This window comes from Paenibacillus sp. FSL K6-1122 (genome assembly GCF_037977015.1).
Classification (GTDB): Bacteria; Bacillota; Bacilli; order Paenibacillales; family Paenibacillaceae; genus Paenibacillus; species Paenibacillus amylolyticus.
In genome coordinates, this window is record NZ_CP150272.1 from 5,287,858 (window position 1) to 5,306,960 (window position 19,103).

Genomic DNA, 19,103 nt, shown 5'->3' on the forward strand with positions numbered 1-19,103 from the left:
GTTTAAATTAAAATACCTTTTTCAACTATTCTGCCCCTTAGCTGAAAAACAGCCGACTATTTAGCCGGCTGTCTGCTTGAGTATCATTCTGAGTTCTGTGCCTGATTTAACTATTTCAGCTTTTGATCTACCCCGTATTACGGCAGAATGGCAAAGGATCGAACTGGAAAACCAGAAGCTTTCTCCGCTTTGGGTACAATATTGAAAATAACAGCGCCCTTGGCCGGCACCTGATCCAGGTTTGTTAACAGCTCGACCTGATATGTATCCTGGGCAAGTACATAATATTCTGCCAGAAGTGCTCCATTCTTCTGATAATCCACCGCTGAATCCGTGTCAAAGGTTTCATGCCCAATGGCTTGTACCTTTCTTTCCTCAAATAAAAACATGAGCGCACTAACCGACCATCCGGGTGCATGACTGTTGCCCTTATCATCCTTGTTATCAAATGTTTCATGGTTAGGCCAGCGTTTGCTCCAATCGGTACGTAAGGCTACAAAGCTTCCAGCTTCAATCACGCCATGCTCTCTTTCAAATTCAAGAATATGCTCCACATTCAGTGTGAAATCCGGATTGTTCTCTACTTCGGCAGACTGGTCAATGACCACAAGCGGGAGCACAAGCTCCTTCAAACCTAGTTCATCCAGATACCGGGTATCCCGAACGAAGTGGATCGGCGCATCAAGATGTGTCCCGTATTGACCTGGGAACTTGAAGCTCTGGGCAAAGAAACCTTGATCGTGATCAAACAGTGTATCGAATTGTGCTGCCTCAAAAGCTGAAAAATGTGGAGAGCCTGGACCAAACGTATGGGTCAGATCCACCCATTTCTTTTCTTTTAACAATTGAATGGCTTGAATGAGTTCGTTGGACATCCTAATCACCTCATGCACAAAATGGAATAAATTTCTCCTATTATATCTTATTCCACTACAATTGGGGAGCAGTCCCTATATTGGTTCTTAGGGCTGTTAATTTTCAAATTAAAAACTTCACTGACCGTAGATGTCAGTGAAGTTAATTTATAATACAAGAGTAATCCATTCAATCATGAAAACAAAAGGAGCATGTATGATGCAAACGAAGAACGTATATCTATATGTATTTGATACGATGGCAGATTGGGAGGTAGGCTATCTAACTGCTGAATTGAACTCGGGAAGGTATTTCAGGAAAGAGATTAAGCCTTTACAGGTCGTAACCGTAGGCGTGGATAAACATCCCGTAACTACCATGGGAGGATTGAACATCCTTCCTCATATTTCTATTGATGAATGTACATTGAAAGGTGACGACCTCATCATTCTTCCAGGAGGAAACACCTGGATGGACACCATCCATGATCCCCTATTGAAAAAAGTTGCTGCCTCTATAGAAGAGGGGACAGTTATTGCGGCGATTTGCGGTGCGACAGTTGCACTTGCAAAAATAGGAATACTGGATTCCAGACAGCATACAAGCAATGATTTAGAATACCTGAAGATGATATGCCCAGATTATACTGGAGAAACCTATTATGTAACGGAGCCTGCAGTAACCGCTGAAAATCTAGTTACTGCATCTGGAATAGCTCCGTTAGAATTTACGATGCATGTGTTGAAGCTGTTGAATGTCTATACACCAGAAACCTTACAGGCCTGGTACAATCTATATCAGACTCATGAGTCCAAATACTTCTACGAGTTAATGAATTCTATTGCACCTGAATAACCAGTTTCCCGCGGGTATGATGGGTTTCACTCTTCTCATGTGCTTCCCTTACTCCCTGTTGAGTTAGCGGGTACGTTCCATCAATAATCGATTTGAGCTTGCCTTCCGCAGCCAGTTCAGCCAGCTGATCCAGTTGATCCCCTTTGGGCTCCATCATGAAGACGTTGGCCGTTACTCCGGCTTCCTTGGCAAGCTTCTCATCCGGTTGTTCCACCAAGGATACCAGATGCCCGCCAGACTTTAACACCTTGAAGCTATCGCGCTGAATATCACCGCCCATGGTGTCCAGCACAACATCATAACCGGAGAGAATCTCCGAGAAATCTTCTTTTTTATAATTGATAAAATGATCCACACCCAACGAACGAAGCAACGCTTCGTTTGATTCACTTGCCGTGGAAGCCACTTCAGCGCCGAGGGACTTGGCGATCTGAATGGCATACGTTCCCACACCACCTGCACCAGCATGAATGAGTACCTTCTGCCCTTTGCCTAAACGTCCGTGATCCACAAGTGCCTGCCATGCCGTCATCGCCGCCAGCGGGATCGCTGCCGCTTCCTCAAAGCTCAAGTTCTCCGGTATACGGGCAATAATATCCGCATCAACAGCAACATATTCTGCATAGGTTCCGAATTGACGCGGACGCGCAAATACCCGATCACCTTCTCTGAACCTCGTGACATTTGAGCCTGCTTCAGACACAATACCGGCAACATCGCCGCCCAGAATCAACGGAAAATTCTCCGCTACTTCTTTCATATAACCTTGTCTGATTTTGAAGTCTACCGGATTCACCGACGTGGCATGTGTTCGAATTAATACCTGATTCACTCCACATGTTGGCTTGGCTACTTCTTGTTCCTTCAATTGTTCCGCTCCACCAAATTCCTCAATCACAATTGCTTTCATTAGAGATCCCAGCCTTTCCATTGATTATCGTTATACTCTCTCTCCCTTCATTACCCTTTCCCAGCGATCACTTGACCTAATCATTAAAAATTCACAGCAATCTGGGATTCACAAGCCCGTTCAACAATCGTGATATAATGTCGATTATCGATTACGTTAAATCTTAACCCAATAACTGAACAAGCGAGGTAACACGATGGAAGTAGAAGTAAATACATTACATGCATTTTCGGACAAGGCTCAAGGCGGAAACCCCGCAGGTGTTGTTTTACAAGCAGCGCATTTGTCTGAAACCCAGATGCAGGAGATTGCCAGACAAGTCGGTTTTTCAGAGACTGATGTTATGCCATCGGATCAGGCTGATTTCAAAGTGCGTTATTTCACCCCAAGTGATGAAGTCGATCTATGTGGACATGCCACAATTGCTTTATTTTATCTAATGAAGACACAGCAGCTCGTTAATGTTGGTACATATACACTGGAGACACTGGCCGGAATTCTTAAAGTCGATATCGAAGTCAATGGAGAAGTCTATCTGTCTCAGACGTTGCCGGAGTTTGGGGAGATCGTGGATCGACAGCAGATTGCCGATTCGTTACGTATTTCTATGGAGGATTTGCATTCCGAGCTACCTGTACAGATCGTATCTACCGGGCTACCCGATATCCTGATAGCTGTTAGAGATGTTCATGTTCTGACCAAAATCGACCCTGACTTCCAGCGTATCACTGAAATATGCAAGGCTCATCATGCCGTAGGTTATCATGTGTTTACACTCGAATCAGATGTTGAGGACGTTCTGGCAGAATGCCGTAATTTTGCACCGCTTTATGATATACCGGAAGAGAGCGCGACAGGCACATCCAATGGTGCCATGCTCTGTTATTTATCCCAATACAACCAGCTTACAGATCCTCATCTTCACACGTACACGATTAGACAAGGGTATACCATGAACCGCCCCTCCGAGATCCGAGCCAGATTAACGCTGGGCAGCTCTAATGAAATCACACAGATTCAGGTTGGCGGTAATGCAATTCATATCAAAAACATTCAAATACACCTCCCTTAGTGGGAGGTGTTTTACGTACTTAGGATATGTAAACTATCTTATGCGGAGCAGTGTAGTAGCCTGTGATCATCATTGAATTTGTTGTAAAAATCGTAGTACCGCTACCTCCAACTGGTTCAGCCCTGGCTGCTCTATAGGAAAATGGCCTGCCCCTTCCAAGATCACACATTCCTTCTCCACCACCAGACGATCAAAAAAAGATTGGCTGAACCTGATCGGTGTCATGGGGTCCAGTTCAGGGTGAACCAACAGGACCGGACACTGGCTGAACTGTTCCGGGCTTACCTCCGGTTTTTTATTAAGGAATGTTCTTAATAATTCCAACGGAATACGTGTAGCTGCCGCTTGTGGATCATTCATAATAAGCCCGGTTAAGTCCTGGTTATTAGTAATCAGTTGCATTCGGGATACCTGTTTGACCGAAATACGTACATGATCCAGCAGACTAGGGAACAGATCCATCATCCGTTTGCCCGCCCGGCTTACCAGACGATTCGGTGCAAGCTGATCTCGCATTTCCTGATTACTCGTGTCTACAAATGTAGTTGCGATCAAACCCTTAACACGCTTGCTGCGTGCACTGGTGTGATAGGCAAGCATACCTCCGATGCTACTTCCCAATACAACGATTGGCTTGCCATCATTCTTGTATTCCCGTTCGATGAGTGACACAAGCAACTCTATCCATAGTTCGTAGTTAATACGTGTACCAGACATTGCGTAACTTAAACCATATGGCGGAAGATCTGGCGATACCACCTCGTATCCATGTCGCTGCAACATGCGGGCATACGGAGCGAGCAACCTGCCATTGCCTCCCGCACCATGAATGAACAGAATTTTGATTGAAGACTCCGGCGCAGGTAAACGATCGATATGCAGATGAACCCCATTTGACTCCCACCATTCTTCCTCAGGAGCTGTATGCTCCCCTAACCTCACTTCTTCCGGGAAAAAGCCCTGATACTGTTTCCAATAGGGATGTGTTGTCTGATATGAAGGCAAACTTTTTTTCATACGTTACATTCTCCTCTTTTTGTATACAAAAAAAAGCCGTACAGTGTACGACTTTTCGTTAAGAATACGTCTATGACCATACTTCTTTTTATAACAACTCCGTATATCTGTCAATCGGGAAACTGTACATTGCCCGGTACGATATAGGCACCACCTGACCCATCATTAGGCAGAGCCGGGATCGTGTCATTTAATACCTGACCGCGAATATCGGTAATACGAACGTTTAATTTTTCTTTGCCCAGTCCAGTTCCGAGGAAATGATTATAGTCTTGCTTTTCAAGATTGAGCCACGTGCCATCCTTCTGTTTCACTTCGAACTTCAGCACCGGATATTTGTGATTACGAACCTGAATGGCTGCCCACCACTGACTGCTGCCTTCCTTGATCCGATAGGAGACGTTGCCTTGAATTGGAGCTTTGACCACTTTCCAGCTGATATCGATTTTGCCTGCCTTTGGGTCACCGATCAGGTTAAAAGCATTCGGTGAGAGATCCAGCGCTCCGCTGGCACCCTCTGGATAGAGGTCTGTTACATAGACTGTTGTTTTGCCTTTAGGACCCTGCACCTCGAGATAGGCTCCCGCTAAAGCGGCTTTGACACCGTTATAATTAAGTTGGAACGGATTAAGTGCAGTAATCTTCATGTCCGCCGGGATGGGATCAAGCAACACTGCACCTCCCGAGTAACCTGAGCCTGTATACGTCGCGTAACCCTGATATGTATCATTCCATGCAGCAGATGCAGGTACAGCAAATAATACGAGACTGAGCAACAACCCTGTACCAGCCCATTTTAACCGTTGAAATCTACTTTTCTTGTTCATAAGCTATTCCTCCTCGTCATTCTAACTTCTGTTACATTGAAACATAAGTTGAACTAAAGAATATTTACACTTGCCACTCCGATGACAGAATAACCTTCCGATCACTGTTATCCCCAGATTTTTTGATTCAATTTTACAAAGGTGAAAATCTGTTGATAAAGGCGAACGCTCCGCTTCTTCAGGTTTCTTCTGTCCTCTACGTTCTCGTGTAAATGATCCATTCAACTGCTAGATTTGAATATAACATTATTTTACATAATAACTTCTTATTTTCAATCCCTCTCAACTAAATCACATCTTTAGTCCTGCCCGTGGACTTAAACATTCACGACCACGCACAAGATATGGATACATACCATAATTTGGTGGAATGAGCATAATTACAAGCCGACATTAGGACGATTCCCAATAATAAAAAAACGCCACACCCCGGAGTAATTTCGCTCTCCAAATGGTGTGGCGCCTATTAAACACTACGGTCAGAATACCCGGTCTGTCCAAGGACAGCCAGCGTTTGACTCAACCCGTTTCCCTTCGTTTCATCCGCTTCCTTAGCCGCGCATACGATGCGTAAATCCGCGGAGATTCTTTGGTCAGGATAGGCCCCAGCACAGCCAGAATTAACACATACAACACGGCAAACGATTGGATGGATGCCATCAGCCCTCCGGCCTTGCCGATGTTCGCCATGATAATGGAGAATTCGCCCCGCGAGACCAGGGTAAAGCCCACATTCAATGAGGCCTTAGGGCTCATTCCAGCCAGTCTGCCAGCGATCATACCTGCACCATAGTTACTGGCAATCGTCAGAATAACGGCAATAATCGTCATCCCAACAGCTCCGCCAAGTGAAGCCGGCTCGATGGTCAGGCCAAAACTGAAGAAGAAAATTGCACCAAAAAAATCTTTGAAAGGCATGATCTGATGTTCAATCCGACTCACATGTCTTGATTCGCCCAAGACAAGCCCCATCATCAACGCTCCAATAGCTTCCGCTACGTGCAGCGTCTCCGAGAAACCTGCTACCAGGAAGAGCAGTGTCATGACGGTAAGCAGAAACAACTCTGATGACTTGATATTCAGTGCCTTATCAATATATTTGATGCTTTTCCTGCCAATAATCAGGAACAGCACAATAAACAGCAGGGCAGACAGCGATACTAACAGAACACTTAAGAATGAAGTTGCCCCGCTGAGCACAAGCCCGGTCAGGATAGAGATATGAATCGCGATGAACAAGTCATCGAACATGATCATGCCCATAATAATCTCTGTTTCAGGGTTTGCCGTGCGTTTCAGATCAACGAGCACTTTAGCTACAATGGCTGTAGAAGAGCTGGTCATGATCCCGCAGACAACAAGTGTCTCCTGAAGGGGCAGATCCATGAACCACCCCAACAGCAATCCAGAGACAAAATTCAGGCCCACATAGAACATGCCCCCGGTCAGAATGGCTTTGCCAGACTTTAATAACCGGGAGACCGAGAACTCCAAACCCAGATAAAATAGCAGAAACAAAATGCCAAGCCTGCCCATAAATTCAATAAAGGTCGAACTTTCGATAAAACGTAAATCCACTATGCCAATTTGTGGTGCATGTGGTCCAACAGCCATACCAATCAGGATATAGAAAGGAATGACCGAAAATCGTAATCGTGAAGATATCAGCCCAGTAAGTGTAATCAGCGCAACGGCAATTCCCACTTCGAATATGAGCATATCCATAGGCTAAGTCCGTCCATCAGTTAACAATTGTTTGAGATGTTTGATCTGATTCCGTTCACCGGCAACTACAATTGTAGCTCCAGCGGTAAAAGCATAATCCGGGCCTGGATTAAAATGCTTCTCCTTATCCTTGGTCACAACAGCGAGAATTACGGCGCCCGTGGCCTGACGGATATCCAGTTCACCAATCGTCATGCCTACGCTTGCGGCGTGAGGCTCAATCCGTAGCCATTCGATTAACAGCCCTTCAAGCATCACTTCACGCTCATCCTGAAACTTCGGTTTATAGGTCATACCACCAACAATAGCGGCTACCGCCCGGGCTTCATCATCGTCCAGGGTGACAAGAGATACCATATCACCCACCTCTTCAGGTGTATCTCCTGACTCCATATGGAACAGGTCACGTCGCTCGTCGTTATGAATCACTATGACCAAATGCTCACCACTACGGGTATGCAGCCAGTATTTACGTCCAATCCCTGGTAAGTCCGTCTCTTTAAAGTGCATGATCTGCACCCCCTAGCGCCGGCTCGTTCAAGGTTTCGCTTTTCAGCTCGATCCCCGTAATGCGGATTCTCATGGAACCTGATGGTGTATGAACAGACTTAACTTCCCCTTTACTGCCAAGCAGTAATTGACTCCCTACTGGAGAGAGGAAGGAAATACGACCCTCATCAGGATTAGTATCCTCTGGCATGACAATCATGAAAGAATCTGACGTATGAAAATCGAGATATTCAAAATCAATATGACTGCCGATCAATACAGCTGAGTCCAGATCTTCATCAGGACCCAGGAGCAGTTTTTCCACATACTCTGTATATGCGGACAATTGTTTTTCCAATTGTATCCGCTCTGGATCACGCGCGTCGAAATAGGCGTCGAGAAATGTTCTTTTCTCTTCACCGAATGTAAATAGCTGGCTCACCAGCTTCTCTCTGCAATTATGACGGGAGGTCCTATGGTTCATAATAAATTTCACCCCCTATACAAGCCTTGTTCTCCATGTTGATTGGCATGTTTCTCTTCATCATCTTGTTTTCCTCCTTTATATTTTAAAAAGACCCCGGGATACGAGACCTTCTTACCATCTTACCAAAACTAATATTTTAATCCAGTATATTCGTCTAACTTGCTTTTTTATTATCATTTGTGGTCATATCTTCCATTTAATAACTTAATTCTTCACATCATATGGTAGATCCATAGAACATTTTAATTACTGCATAAAAAACATTTTATGAATTTTCATCTCGTATTTTTATTTGCTTTCCTGTATATTTAACTACAAACTTTTATTCAATTTATGCAAATAAGCCTCTACAGACTTTAACACAATAAAGGAGTGCATCGAAAAAGTGTCCACGATAACAAAAGAAACTACAGAGTCCGTTCAAGTTACTGCCGCAGAATATGTTCATTCCGTTTATGAGTCGGTTGTCGCCAGAAATCCGCACGAAGACGAGTTCCATCAGGCTGTCAAAGAAATTCTGGATTCCCTTATTCCTGTTATTGAAGCACACCCCAAGTATAAGAACCATAGTCTGTTGGAACAGCTTGTTGAACCCGAACGTGTAATCACATTCCGTGTCCCATGGGTAGATGATCAGGGCAAAGTTCAGGTTAACCGTGGATTCCGGGTGCAATTCAACAGTGCCATTGGCCCTTACAAAGGCGGACTTCGCTTCCATCCTTCTGTATACTCGGGCATCATCAAGTTCCTTGGCTTCGAACAGATCTTCAAAAATGCTTTGACCGGTCTGCCCATTGGCGGCGGTAAAGGTGGTTCTGACTTCGATCCCAAAGGAAAATCGGATCTGGAAGTCATGCGTTTCACGCAAAGCTTCATGACAGAGCTGTACAAATATATCGGTTCCGATACGGATGTACCGGCAGGTGACATTGGTGTAGGCGCACGGGAAATCGGTTACATGTTCGGCCAATACAAACGTATTCATGGCGGGCATGAGGCAGGCGTATTGACAGGAAAAGGTCTGCTGTACGGAGGAAGCTTGGCACGTAAGGAAGCGACTGGCTTCGGCTGTGTGTACTTCGTGAAGGAGATGTTGCAATCCAAGGGGCTCAGCTTCCAAGACAGCACAGTCGTTGTCTCTGGCTCTGGTAATGTGTCCATCTATGCCATTCAGAAGGCACAGGAGCTTGGAGCTACAGTCGTGGCGTGTAGTGACTCAGGTGGCTACATACACGATCCACAAGGAATCAACCTGGATACTGTGAAACGTCTGAAAGAGGTTGATCGTCTTCGCATCAGCGAATACATCAAAGAACACCCGCATGCTACATATACCGAAGGCTGTGAAGGCATCTGGTCTATCCCTTGTGATATTGCTCTTCCATGTGCAACGCAAAATGAGATCGATGAAGAAGCTGCGGCCCTTCTAATCAAAGGTGGCGTGAAGGCCATTGGCGAAGGGGCGAATATGCCTTCCACCCTGGCTGCCATTGACGTCTTCCACGGTGCAGGCGTGCTGTTCGGTCCAGCCAAAGCGGCTAATGCCGGAGGTGTAGCCGTGTCTGCTCTTGAAATGTCACAGAACAGCATGCGGTTGTCCTGGTCATTTGAAGAAGTAGACGCCAAGCTGCATGACATCATGAAGAACATCTACACCAGCTGTGTAGAAGCTGCTGAAGAGTATGGCTGTGAAGGCAACCTCGTAGCCGGAGCGAATATCGCCGGTTTCCTCAAGGTAGCGGATTCCATGATTGCTCAAGGTGTAGTTTAATTTAAATACGTGATTCTCCACGATCAAAGGGCGTTCCCATCCATTTGGGTAACTGCCCTTTTTTCCTTGTCTTCAATTGCTCTAATCGCAATGCAATGGTAAAGTGGTACTGACGTAATTCCATCTATTTGTACTATTATAAGGAAGTGTTTACATTGTCTAACCAACCATTTGCCAGCACTGCGAGTCCTCATCTTAGCGCAGACTGTGAGCAATGTTTTGGCCTGTGCTGTGTTGCCTTGCCCTATGGCAAGTCAGCTGACTTTGCTTTTGATAAAGCCAGCGGCACACCCTGTCCCAATCTGCGCACGGACAATCGCTGCGGTATCCATACCCAGCTTCGGCAGAAAGGGTTCAAAGGTTGCACGGTATACGACTGTTTCGGAGCTGGACAGAAGCTGTCCCAAGTGACCTACGCGGGCAAAGATTGGCGTGATCATCCAGAGTCTGCAAACGAGATGTTCGATTGTCTGCCTGCCTTGCGACAACTTCACGAGTTGCTCAGTTATATGAAGGAAATGATGATGAGACCGGAGACGTCATCCCTTCACTCGGCATTTGGTGAGTTATATGAGGAGGTTGAGCGCTTGAGCAATCTGGAGCCTGCGGCACTCCTCCGTCTGGACATCGCCAATTATCGGTCCAGTGTGAATCAACTCTTGGTCCAGGCAAGTGAGATGGTACGCGCGAATGTGCCACCCACCGCTCAAGGACAAGGACAGTCGAAGAAGAGTAAAAAACGTACCGGAAGTGACTTTTTTGGTGCCAATTTAAAAGGGGCTGACCTGCGGGGTGCAAGCTTCCGAGGGGCTTTAATGATCGCAGCCGATCTCCGATATGCAGATACACGAAATGCGGATTGGATTGGCGCGGACTTGCGGGATACGGATCTGGGCGATGCAGACCTGAGAGGTGGCATCTTCCTGACGCAATCCCAGATTAATGCAGCCAAAGGTAATGTGAATACCAAGTTGCCGGATCATCTTAACATTCCCTCACACTGGGTGTAGGGTGCCAATTCCACAAGAGCACGGGCAGAGATACAAGCAGGATAGTACCTGGCAATTCATATGAATGTATGAATCGTATACAGCAACAGCAAAAAAACAGCTCGTCCTATACATCCAAGGACGAGCTGTTTCTATAAAATCACTGGAACGAATCAGAATTATAACAAGTCGCGGCGAAGATCTTCAGCCGATTTTGGAGACAAGTGACCGAGCGGAATATCAAATACCGTTTTCGCTCCCTTGTGTCCTTCCACGCTCAAGCGTTGTGCGGCTCTTGCATACGCTACAAGTACGCTTGCTGTAAATTCAGGATTGCTGTCGAGTTTCAGACCAAATTCAATAATTTGCTTTTGACCAGCACCTGTAACCCCACTGCGAATTACAAATCCACCATGCGGCATACCTTCATGCTCGGATTTCAATTCTTCTTCGCTAATGAACGTTACAGTTGTATCGTAATCTGCAAAGTAGTTAGGCATCGACACAATCGTCTCACGGATCTCATCCTGATTAGCACCATCTTCTGCTACCACATAACATTGACGCAGATGTTTCTCACGTGTAGACAGCTCTGGTGTCTCCCCTGCACGAATGCGGTTGATCACCTCTTCAACAGGTACAGTATACTGTACACCCGCCTTAACGCCTGGAACACGACGAATAGCATCCGAGTGGCCTTGGCTCACACCTTTGCCCCAGAACGTGTACTCTTTTCCTTCTGGCAGGATAGACTGCGCAAGCAGACGGTTCATGGAGAACAAGCCTGGGTCCCAACCTGTGGAAATGACACTTACGTGACCGCCTTGCTCTGCCGCAGCATTAACTTCCTTGTAGAATTCAGGAATCTTCGCATGTGTATCGAAGCTATCTACCGTATTGAACAACTTGGCGATGGCTGGTGTCTGCTCTGGAAGGTCGGTTGCAGAACCACCACAGAGGATCATAACATCAACCTTGCCTATGTATTGCTCCGCTGCAGAGATATGCTCAAAACGTACTTCTGTGCTTTCAGCGACCATCTGCTCCGGATTACGACGTGTAAACACAGCAATCAGTTCCAGATCCTCGTTCTGGGAAATGGCTTTCTCTACACCTTTACCCAAGTTACCGTAACCAACAATACCCACTCTAATCATGTTCAATCCTCTCCTGTCTTCTTCTATAGTTGTCTATTACTCTGTTTATAATGATATAACATATCATGTAACCTGTCAGGTTTCCAGTTCGAAATAAAAATACCTTGCAGCGGTGCAACAATAATGCGGCTCCGTATGCAAGGTATTATGGCGTTCATTCGTTATTTCAGGAAGAAAAAAAGCAGGAAAGAAAAGTAGCCCTTATCTTCTGCTTATGATTCTGTCCAGGTCAACGTCAGTTCAATGACGCCTTCCTGTCCCGCCAATGTTCCTCCAATCAAGGACCAGACATCCTGCGTTTCCGGATCGGTTCCCTGAATGATAATATTTTTGTCATCGATCGTCTGACCTGCATCGGTCAACTTTTTGGCGTTGAAGTAATCTTTATACAGCTGGGATACGGTTTTCATATCTTGTTCAGTGGAGAAAATCACCATGGCCGATTGCTTGCCTTCATTTTCACCAGAATTGGCTAAACGAATCGTAGCATCTTCCGGCAACGGGAAATCACTTGGCAAGTTCTCCGGCAACTCATTGGTTCCAGCAGTTGCTTCCTCACCACGATCTGAATCCGAGTCGGTTGGTGCAGTCGTACCCTCCGTTTCGGTCACTGCGCTTGTTGTTGCTTCGCTTGCACCTTCATTAGTCGCTTGTTCACCAGTTCCAGAGGAAACTTCAGTGTCCACCTTCTCCGTATCACTCGGTTCGTCTGCCGCGCTGCTGCAAGCACTCAAGGCCACCATCATCGCCAGTGCCGCACAGGCCAATACATATTTCCTTCTCTTCACCATCTGTTACCACTCCTTCTTCTTAGTCTCATGTGCTAATCACGTTCAAACGGCTGGTTCACAGGCACCGCATGAACGTTATTCTTAACCCATATCACAGATACAGATAATACACTTAGAGACAATAGACAACTGACTACAAGAATGGACAGGAAGCGGGTGATTACTTTAAACTTTTTCATCCATCCCTCCTCCTCCTGTTCATCATGTATTTGTGGAATCATGTTACTCATAGGTCACTAGACGGTGTCACTAATTTCATGATCTCGGCGGCGACAATATCCGGTTGACTGTTATGGATACTGTGTGTCGCTTGTGGAACCGTCAGCTGTGTTCCGTGTCTTGACCATGAAGCAAAATTCGCTTGGTCGGCCTGCCAAGCATGACTGTCCTCATCCGACTCCTCCGAACCGGCTGTGAGGATCGTCAGGGGGAAGCCAAACTTCGTTTTGTTCTCAAGCACACACGCTGCATTTGTTCTGGAATTCCGAACCTCTTCCATGACATTGTCATTGTACGCATGTCTCAGCGTGGATATCGTAACGGCTTTTTTCATCGGTTCCGTTACCAGATTTGGGTCAATGACCAGAGATGCCATCATACGATCCGATTGCAGCAATGTTCGTGCGATGCCTGTTTTCACCAGAAAACGGGACCCATCCATCATCCATTCCGGTGTATTCAAGTCTGTACGACTGTAATACTCCGGGCTTCCGCCATCGATCACGACCATGCCAGCCACCTCATCAGGATACCTTTGCGCAAACCGCAGTGTCTCCAGCGCACCCAGGGAGTGACCGACCATGATGTAAGGTGGACGTTGACCGGATGTTCGCAGCAATTGGTGGATCTCTTCCGAGATGGTATCAACATCACGAGGGTCATCCGTATAGTCGCTGTATCCATACCCGAACCGATCATATACCGCAATTTTCACCTGTGATTTCAACTTGTCATATAGCGGACTGAAATCCACATACGGATTGGGTGTACCCCAGCCTGAGGCAAACACCACGGTTACCTCTCCTTTGCCGGCGGTGTAGAGGTGCATGTTGCGACCACTCACTTCATAATACTTGCCTGGCGGGGGATAGGACTTCATATCCTGCGTGGATTGATACGCTTCATACGCTGTACCTGCCAGCAGCAAAAGTCCTGTGGCAAGCATGATGCCTCCCAGCACTTTTAACCCTCTCCGTAACCCCTTCTTCATCTTCTCTACCCCTTACCCCAAAGGTTCATCTATATATGTATGCTTCAATCGTACCCAAGAAATAGCGGGATTGAAACAATCCCGAGTCCAGTTCTTTCCCCAACCAAAGTCCAGTGTCCCTCCCCTACCTGTGACGCAAAAAAAACTGCAAATCTCCCATTCAGGAAACTTGCAGTTGATCTATACTTGTATTCTAAAACTCTTACCTCAATCTATCTCACGATGATCCTTACCTATAGTTGCAAAGTAAGACCCACCGGGCAATGATCACTGCCCATCACGTGGCAGTCGATATGCGCATCTGCCACCTTAGGTGCCAATTGATTGGATACGAGAAAATAATCAATGCGCCAGCCCACGTTCCGTTCTCTAACCTTCGGCATATAAGACCACCAGCTGTATACATCCGTACGATCCGGATACAGATGGCGGAAGCTGTCCACATACCCGGAAGCAAGCAAATCGGTCATCTTGCCGCGCTCTTCAAGGGTAAATCCGGAATTGCCCAGATTGGGCTTCGGATTCTTCAGGTCAATCTCCTGATGAGCCACATTCAGGTCACCACAGACGATAACCGGCTTAGTCTGCTCCAGTTGCAGAATATAAGCTCGGAATCGGTCTTCCCATTCCAGACGGTAAGGCAGCCGGGTCAGATCCCGCTTCGCGTTAGGGGTATAGACGTTCACCAGATAAAACTCATCATACTCCAGTGTAATCATCCGTCCTTCCGGCTCACTGTCCTCCTCCATCCCGTAACGAACGGATAAAGGTTTGATTCGGCTAAATACAGCCGTACCGGAATAACCTTTTTTGATCGCATAATTCCAATATTGATAAACATCTTCCCCCAGGTCCATCTCAATCTGTCCGGCTTGTAATTTGGTCTCCTGAAGGCAGAAAATGTCCGCCTGACTCTCCTGATAATAATCCATGAATCCTTTGGTCACACATGCCCTTAAGCCATTCACATTCCAGGACACCAGCTTCATATCCTCATCTCCTCACATCTCTCCAATATAGCACGGGCTCATTCAGAGGGACAAGCCTTACGGCTCTGGAATGAGATGGAGTCATTGGAATCCTTATGGGGCTAGCTTGCCTATATTTCGCTTCGTAACTTAGAGAACACCGCAAGGTCAATATATCTGCCTTTCTCAAACTCATGCTGCCGCAGTACACCTTCCTGTTGAAAACCAAGCTTGTGTAACAGGCGAATTGACGCCTCGTTCTCCGGTTCAACCTTTGCTTCAATCTTGTTGAGCTGCATGCTTGTGAATCCAAAATGTAACACAGCACGGGCCACTTCAGTCATCACACCGCTGCCCCAGAAAGAGGAACGCAAGTCGTATCCGATCTCTGCACGGTTATGTACATCTTCATAGTTCAGGAACCCACAGGTTCCGATCACTTTACGAGTTTCACGGTCTTCAATCATCCAGCGTAAACCCGTGTGTTCCTTGAAAATCTTCGTATACCAGTTCATCTCACCCTGTGCATCCTCCACGGATTCAAAGGGAGTGAATGGCATATATTGCACCACAGCTTCATCCGAATATAACTCCACCAGATCATGGCTGTCTCCAGCCTCTGCCGACCGGAGGATGAATCGTTCTGTCTGAATTAATGGAAATAGATCAAACCTAAATTGCTCACTCATGCGAGGTCTCCTTTGCAACATTCATTGTAGAAGTCCATTTTACTACACTTGCCTTCATCAAGCTTTTACTATTAATATGTTCTATTAAGGCATTACTGTAGAAAAGGATACATAGGAGAGGACGTGCTATCATTACACAATCATATGACGTTATTATCGTTGGAGCCGGCTCCATGGGCATGAGTGCAGGATATTATCTATCGCGCAGTGGATGCAAAACTTTATTAATTGATGCCTTTGATCCTCCGCATACGGAAGGAAGTCATCACGGAGATAGCAGACTGATGCGCCATGTGTACAGTGGTGGGCCTGACTATATTGCCATGGCATTACTTGCACAGAAGTTATGGCACGAGCTGGAGGAAACGACCGGAGACCAACTGTTTGTTCCTTCCGGTGTAATAAATGTGGTTGATCCGGAGATTCATTCCTTCCACAACCGATTGAGCCATGCAGATGATGCAGGTATTCGGTATGAAACGCTGCACGCAGCCGAGGTGATGAAACGCTGGCCAGGTATTACAGTACCTGAACATTACGAGGGCATGTATGAGCCTGATGCGGGTTATCTGTATAGCGAACCTTGTATTCGTGCCTTCCGCAAGGCAGCCGAAACTCACGGTGCCACCTTGTTAACGCACACGCTTGTGGAGCATATCGAATACGGACCACATTCCGTCGCAGTTCAGACTTCAGGTGGTGAGACATACCATGCAAATCAAATCATCCTGAGCGCTGGCGCTTGGTTTCAGACATTAAAACCTTTCGTGGATCTCCCCATTCAGGCAGTGCGTAAAACGGTTGGATGGTTTGATGCACCAGAAGCTTTGTACGGCGAGGAACACTTCCCCGGTTTTACACTGGCAGGAAAAGAAGGTACATATTATGGATTTCCAAGCATTGGCGGATCAGGTCTGAAGATGGGTCGTCATGATACGGGTCAGGTGTGGACACCAGGAAGTACAATGGCTCCATTTGGTACGGAAGAAACGGACGAGGGGGATCTGCGCAAGCTGCTCGAACTTCATATGCCTCAGGCAGCTGGAGCATTGAAACGTGGTAGTGTATGCAAGTATGAATTTACTTCGGATGAAGATTTTATTATCGACCGACACCCTGCCCATGAACGTGTGTGGCTCGCAGGCGGTTTCTCCGGTCATGGCTTCAAGTTTGCAAGTGCCATTGGGCAGATTCTATCCGAATTGGTGCAAACGGGGCACACGGATCAGGATATTAGCAGGTTCACCCTATCCCGTTTTCGTTAAGTACCAGCTGGGTGTATAAATATATGTATGTCTAAAATAGCTACTTTCCTTGAGGGTGCAGTGTTGCTTAGAGCACTGCACCTCCAAGAAAAAAGGACACGTAATAACGTTTAATTCATGTGTACTCACACTAATTAACTTTGACTAAGCTCCATTGCTGATTGGCCCCGCCATTGTCGGCCCACTGAATCGTGGAGGCACCTGCGGTCAGAGAACCTTGATTGATGTCAACCGTCAGGCCACTGTTTCGATTCGCAAGTACCACATATCCTCCCACATCAATTGGCAGCCATTGCTGATTGTTGCCCCCGTTATCCTGCCACTGAATCAGAGCGGCTCCGCCTTGTGTAGAACCAGAATTCACATCCAGCAAAAGCCCACTGCCCACATTGCGGATGTTGTAATATCCGTTACCTGCGGACTCTAGCTTCCACTGCTGGTTGGCTGCTCCATTATCATTCCACTGAATGATTGTTGCCCCACCCGTAGAAGAAGCACCGTTAACATCGAGTGCAAATCCACTGTTGCGGTTGATTAATTTGTAGATGGCCCCGGCTTCATATCCTGTACCGCCATTGTAAGTTGCACCGGAAATGACGTAGGTTGTGACCGAATTGGCCTTGGCCGTAGCCGTAAAGGTTTTGTTTTGCACCGAAATATTGGTCAGTTGCTGCAACTTCTCCGTTGAAGAGGTCCGATATACTTGAGCAGCCGTGCCTGTGTTAGTAAAACGACTGAGATCATAGGTTACCGTTGTATCCGTCGACTCCGAATTGGTTGTAACCAACACAACTTTGCCGGAAGCTGCATCATAGGCTGCAAGGGTATTGGCATCACTCATGCCGATAATCTTGTATCCAGGACGAATAAATTTGCTGTAGTTGCCCATGACATAATATTTTTGGTTCACGGTGTAACTGGTCGTTTGCGTATTGTTCAACACGTTTTTGAAAAATCCCCATCCTTCTGCACTATCGACGGCTTGCCAATACACCCATCCACTTGCGCCCATATTGCGAATATCCTTGAGGATGGTACGTGACATGGTAAGTCCGCTTGCGTCTCCGTCTCCATATTCCGAGGTCCACAGATGTTTGCCCGCAGACGTCGCTGTGTTACGCAAAGCAGTACGATTGCTTCCGCCATACGTATGGGTGTTGATCTGAGTGATCGCTGATTTAACCGCATTGCTGTAGCTGTTGAACGACACATCGGTATCATCGATACTGTATTCTTCCGGTGCGCTCAGCTTTGTGGACAGGCCCTTTGCATTCAACGAAGCTTGTACCTGACTCAGAATTGTGTTCTGATCCGCCCGGTCAAAATGCATGCCCTCCTGGTCATTGCCCTGCTTCCACCACGTCGAGATCGGTTCATTCAGCGGAGTTACGCTATCAAATGTGATCCCCCAGTTATCCCGAAAATGCTTCACAACCTCAGTTAAGTAATCGGCAAAATCATCGTAGTAATCAGGCTTGAGGTTGTTACCACCATTGGCCGAACCGGACACATTACCACTGATGGTCATCCAGTAAGGTGCGGAATTCGCAAAAGCTTCGATGACATTCACGCCTTGAGCTTTGGCAGCTTGCAGCATATATCGTTGGTTTGCATCTGCATTCCAGTCATACACGCCGGGAGAAGGCTGGTAACCAGGAACGGCTTTGCGATATTCTAGGATATTGGACGATGGATTATCCCCGCCTCCAATGTTGTACCGCAGGATATTCAGCCCCAGTCCGGTATTTGCGTTGAACATTTTCTCCACATACTCATCCCGATTGGAATATTCTCCAACCACTTTGCCCCACCATGCGAGGGATGTCCCCCATCCTTCCATCGTCTGATATTGCTTCGATGGATCGGCAACAGCCGTGTAGGCTCCCGCAGCAGATACCTCTGTTCCCAGACCCAAACTGCCTGTTAGCAGACTTCCTGCCAGCAGCAGCGAGCTCATTCGTTTTAACCACTTCATACGCTTCACTCCTTATGAATTTACACTTGCACTCCGATGTCAGAACAACTT

19 protein-coding genes are annotated in these 19,103 nt (G+C 46.7%); 5 read left to right on the plus strand and 14 right to left on the minus strand.

What is annotated here, in order from left to right:
• Positions 1-137: 137 nt before the first annotated feature.
• Positions 138-875, minus strand: a complete 738-nt coding sequence (locus NSQ20_RS23680) for a cyclase family protein (RefSeq protein WP_340031005.1) — start codon at positions 873-875, stop codon at positions 138-140.
• A gap of 199 nt (positions 876-1,074) precedes the next feature.
• Between NSQ20_RS23680 and NSQ20_RS23685 the strand changes: the two genes are divergently transcribed.
• Entirely contained in the window at positions 1,075-1,710 is a 636-nt protein-coding gene (locus NSQ20_RS23685) for a type 1 glutamine amidotransferase family protein (RefSeq protein ID WP_340033053.1), read from the plus strand.
• Here the strand turns inward: NSQ20_RS23685 and NSQ20_RS23690 are convergent.
• Positions 1,694-2,620: an NADP-dependent oxidoreductase gene (locus NSQ20_RS23690; protein WP_340031006.1), complete on the minus strand. Its 927-nt coding sequence runs from the start codon at positions 2,618-2,620 to the stop codon at positions 1,694-1,696. The two genes, NSQ20_RS23685 and NSQ20_RS23690, sit on opposite strands and share 17 nt — an antisense overlap.
• A 196-nt stretch (positions 2,621-2,816) precedes the next feature.
• On the opposite strand from NSQ20_RS23690, the gene NSQ20_RS23695 reads away from it, so the two are divergent.
• On the plus strand, positions 2,817-3,692 hold the full coding sequence (locus NSQ20_RS23695) for a PhzF family phenazine biosynthesis protein (protein WP_340031007.1): 876 nt from the start codon (positions 2,817-2,819) through the stop codon (positions 3,690-3,692).
• A 69-nt stretch (positions 3,693-3,761) separates the two neighbouring features.
• Here the strand turns inward: NSQ20_RS23695 and NSQ20_RS23700 are convergent, their stop codons facing one another.
• The 5 genes from NSQ20_RS23700 to NSQ20_RS23720 form a co-directional block, all read right to left on the minus strand.
• A complete protein-coding gene (locus tag NSQ20_RS23700) occupies positions 3,762-4,709 on the minus strand; it encodes an alpha/beta hydrolase (RefSeq protein WP_051447474.1) in 948 nt (315 codons plus the stop codon).
• A 110-nt stretch (positions 4,710-4,819) separates the two neighbouring features.
• Positions 4,820-5,536: an expansin EXLX1 family cellulose-binding protein gene (locus NSQ20_RS23705; RefSeq protein WP_339186233.1), complete on the minus strand. Its 717-nt coding sequence runs from the start codon at positions 5,534-5,536 to the stop codon at positions 4,820-4,822.
• A 519-nt stretch (positions 5,537-6,055) separates the two neighbouring features.
• Positions 6,056-7,261, minus strand: coding sequence for a cation:proton antiporter (locus NSQ20_RS23710; protein ID WP_047843919.1), 1,206 nt, complete (start codon positions 7,259-7,261; stop codon positions 6,056-6,058).
• Between the two features lie 3 nt (positions 7,262-7,264).
• Positions 7,265-7,771: a cation:proton antiporter regulatory subunit gene (locus NSQ20_RS23715; protein ID WP_036617317.1), complete on the minus strand. Its 507-nt coding sequence runs from the start codon at positions 7,769-7,771 to the stop codon at positions 7,265-7,267.
• Positions 7,761-8,234 carry a GreA/GreB family elongation factor gene (locus tag NSQ20_RS23720; protein WP_051447473.1) on the minus strand — a complete coding sequence of 158 codons (474 nt, stop codon included), beginning with the start codon at positions 8,232-8,234 and terminating at the stop codon, positions 7,761-7,763. The genes NSQ20_RS23715 and NSQ20_RS23720 overlap by 11 nt, the downstream gene beginning before the upstream one ends.
• Before the next feature lie 388 nt (positions 8,235-8,622).
• Here NSQ20_RS23720 and gdhA point away from each other — a divergent pair, with 388 nt between their 5' ends.
• Positions 8,623-10,008 carry an NADP-specific glutamate dehydrogenase gene (gene gdhA / locus NSQ20_RS23725; RefSeq protein ID WP_174806476.1) on the plus strand — a complete coding sequence of 462 codons (1,386 nt, stop codon included), beginning with the start codon at positions 8,623-8,625 and terminating at the stop codon, positions 10,006-10,008.
• A 155-nt stretch (positions 10,009-10,163) separates the two neighbouring features.
• Positions 10,164-11,018, plus strand: a complete 855-nt coding sequence (locus NSQ20_RS23730) for a pentapeptide repeat-containing protein (protein WP_340031008.1) — start codon at positions 10,164-10,166, stop codon at positions 11,016-11,018.
• A gap of 158 nt (positions 11,019-11,176) precedes the next feature.
• On the opposite strand, the gene NSQ20_RS23735 is transcribed toward NSQ20_RS23730, so the two are convergent.
• The 6 genes from NSQ20_RS23735 to NSQ20_RS23760 form a co-directional block, all read right to left on the minus strand.
• Positions 11,177-12,160, minus strand: a complete 984-nt coding sequence (locus NSQ20_RS23735) for a diaminopimelate dehydrogenase (RefSeq protein WP_076318750.1) — start codon at positions 12,158-12,160, stop codon at positions 11,177-11,179.
• Between the two features lie 206 nt (positions 12,161-12,366).
• A complete protein-coding gene (locus NSQ20_RS23740) occupies positions 12,367-12,945 on the minus strand; it encodes a hypothetical protein (RefSeq protein ID WP_282320552.1) in 579 nt (192 codons plus the stop codon).
• A 32-nt stretch (positions 12,946-12,977) separates the two neighbouring features.
• Entirely contained in the window at positions 12,978-13,124 is a 147-nt protein-coding gene (locus NSQ20_RS23745; protein WP_282320550.1) for a hypothetical protein, read from the minus strand.
• A 47-nt stretch (positions 13,125-13,171) separates the two neighbouring features.
• Positions 13,172-14,155: an alpha/beta hydrolase gene (locus tag NSQ20_RS23750; RefSeq protein ID WP_340031010.1), complete on the minus strand. Its 984-nt coding sequence runs from the start codon at positions 14,153-14,155 to the stop codon at positions 13,172-13,174.
• Positions 14,156-14,388: 233 nt separating this feature from the next.
• Entirely contained in the window at positions 14,389-15,144 is a 756-nt protein-coding gene (locus NSQ20_RS23755; protein ID WP_340031011.1) for an exodeoxyribonuclease III, read from the minus strand.
• A 110-nt stretch (positions 15,145-15,254) separates the two neighbouring features.
• Entirely contained in the window at positions 15,255-15,812 is a 558-nt protein-coding gene (locus NSQ20_RS23760; protein ID WP_340031012.1) for a GNAT family protein, read from the minus strand.
• A gap of 131 nt (positions 15,813-15,943) precedes the next feature.
• On the opposite strand from NSQ20_RS23760, the gene solA reads away from it, so the two are divergent.
• Positions 15,944-17,077: an N-methyl-L-tryptophan oxidase gene (gene solA, locus NSQ20_RS23765; protein ID WP_340033054.1), complete on the plus strand. Its 1,134-nt coding sequence runs from the start codon at positions 15,944-15,946 to the stop codon at positions 17,075-17,077.
• A gap of 130 nt (positions 17,078-17,207) precedes the next feature.
• Here the strand turns inward: solA and NSQ20_RS23770 are convergent, their stop codons facing one another.
• The gene (locus NSQ20_RS23770) at positions 17,208-19,052 is read right to left on the minus strand and encodes an RICIN domain-containing protein (protein WP_340031013.1); all 1,845 of its coding nucleotides are present in this window, start codon (positions 19,050-19,052) and stop codon (positions 17,208-17,210) included.
• Positions 19,053-19,103 lie beyond the last annotated feature (51 nt).

Coding starts and splice junctions, on each gene's coding strand:
- NSQ20_RS23680 (WP_340031005.1), bottom strand. CDS start 875: ATGTCCAACGAACTCATTCAAGCCATTCAATTGTTAAAAGAAAAGAAA.
- NSQ20_RS23685 (WP_340033053.1), top strand. CDS start 1,075: ATGCAAACGAAGAACGTATATCTATATGTATTTGATACGATGGCAGAT.
- NSQ20_RS23690 (WP_340031006.1), bottom strand. CDS start 2,620: ATGAAAGCAATTGTGATTGAGGAATTTGGTGGAGCGGAACAATTGAAG.
- NSQ20_RS23695 (WP_340031007.1), top strand. CDS start 2,817: ATGGAAGTAGAAGTAAATACATTACATGCATTTTCGGACAAGGCTCAA.
- NSQ20_RS23700 (WP_051447474.1), bottom strand. CDS start 4,709: ATGAAAAAAAGTTTGCCTTCATATCAGACAACACATCCCTATTGGAAA.
- NSQ20_RS23705 (WP_339186233.1), bottom strand. CDS start 5,536: ATGAACAAGAAAAGTAGATTTCAACGGTTAAAATGGGCTGGTACAGGG.
- NSQ20_RS23710 (WP_047843919.1), bottom strand. CDS start 7,261: ATGGATATGCTCATATTCGAAGTGGGAATTGCCGTTGCGCTGATTACA.
- NSQ20_RS23715 (WP_036617317.1), bottom strand. CDS start 7,771: ATGCACTTTAAAGAGACGGACTTACCAGGGATTGGACGTAAATACTGG.
- NSQ20_RS23720 (WP_051447473.1), bottom strand. CDS start 8,234: ATGAACCATAGGACCTCCCGTCATAATTGCAGAGAGAAGCTGGTGAGC.
- NSQ20_RS23740 (WP_282320552.1), bottom strand. CDS start 12,945: ATGGTGAAGAGAAGGAAATATGTATTGGCCTGTGCGGCACTGGCGATG.
- NSQ20_RS23745 (WP_282320550.1), bottom strand. CDS start 13,124: ATGAAAAAGTTTAAAGTAATCACCCGCTTCCTGTCCATTCTTGTAGTC.
- NSQ20_RS23750 (WP_340031010.1), bottom strand. CDS start 14,155: ATGAAGAAGGGGTTACGGAGAGGGTTAAAAGTGCTGGGAGGCATCATG.
- NSQ20_RS23755 (WP_340031011.1), bottom strand. CDS start 15,144: ATGAAGCTGGTGTCCTGGAATGTGAATGGCTTAAGGGCATGTGTGACC.
- NSQ20_RS23760 (WP_340031012.1), bottom strand. CDS start 15,812: ATGAGTGAGCAATTTAGGTTTGATCTATTTCCATTAATTCAGACAGAA.
- NSQ20_RS23770 (WP_340031013.1), bottom strand. CDS start 19,052: ATGAAGTGGTTAAAACGAATGAGCTCGCTGCTGCTGGCAGGAAGTCTG.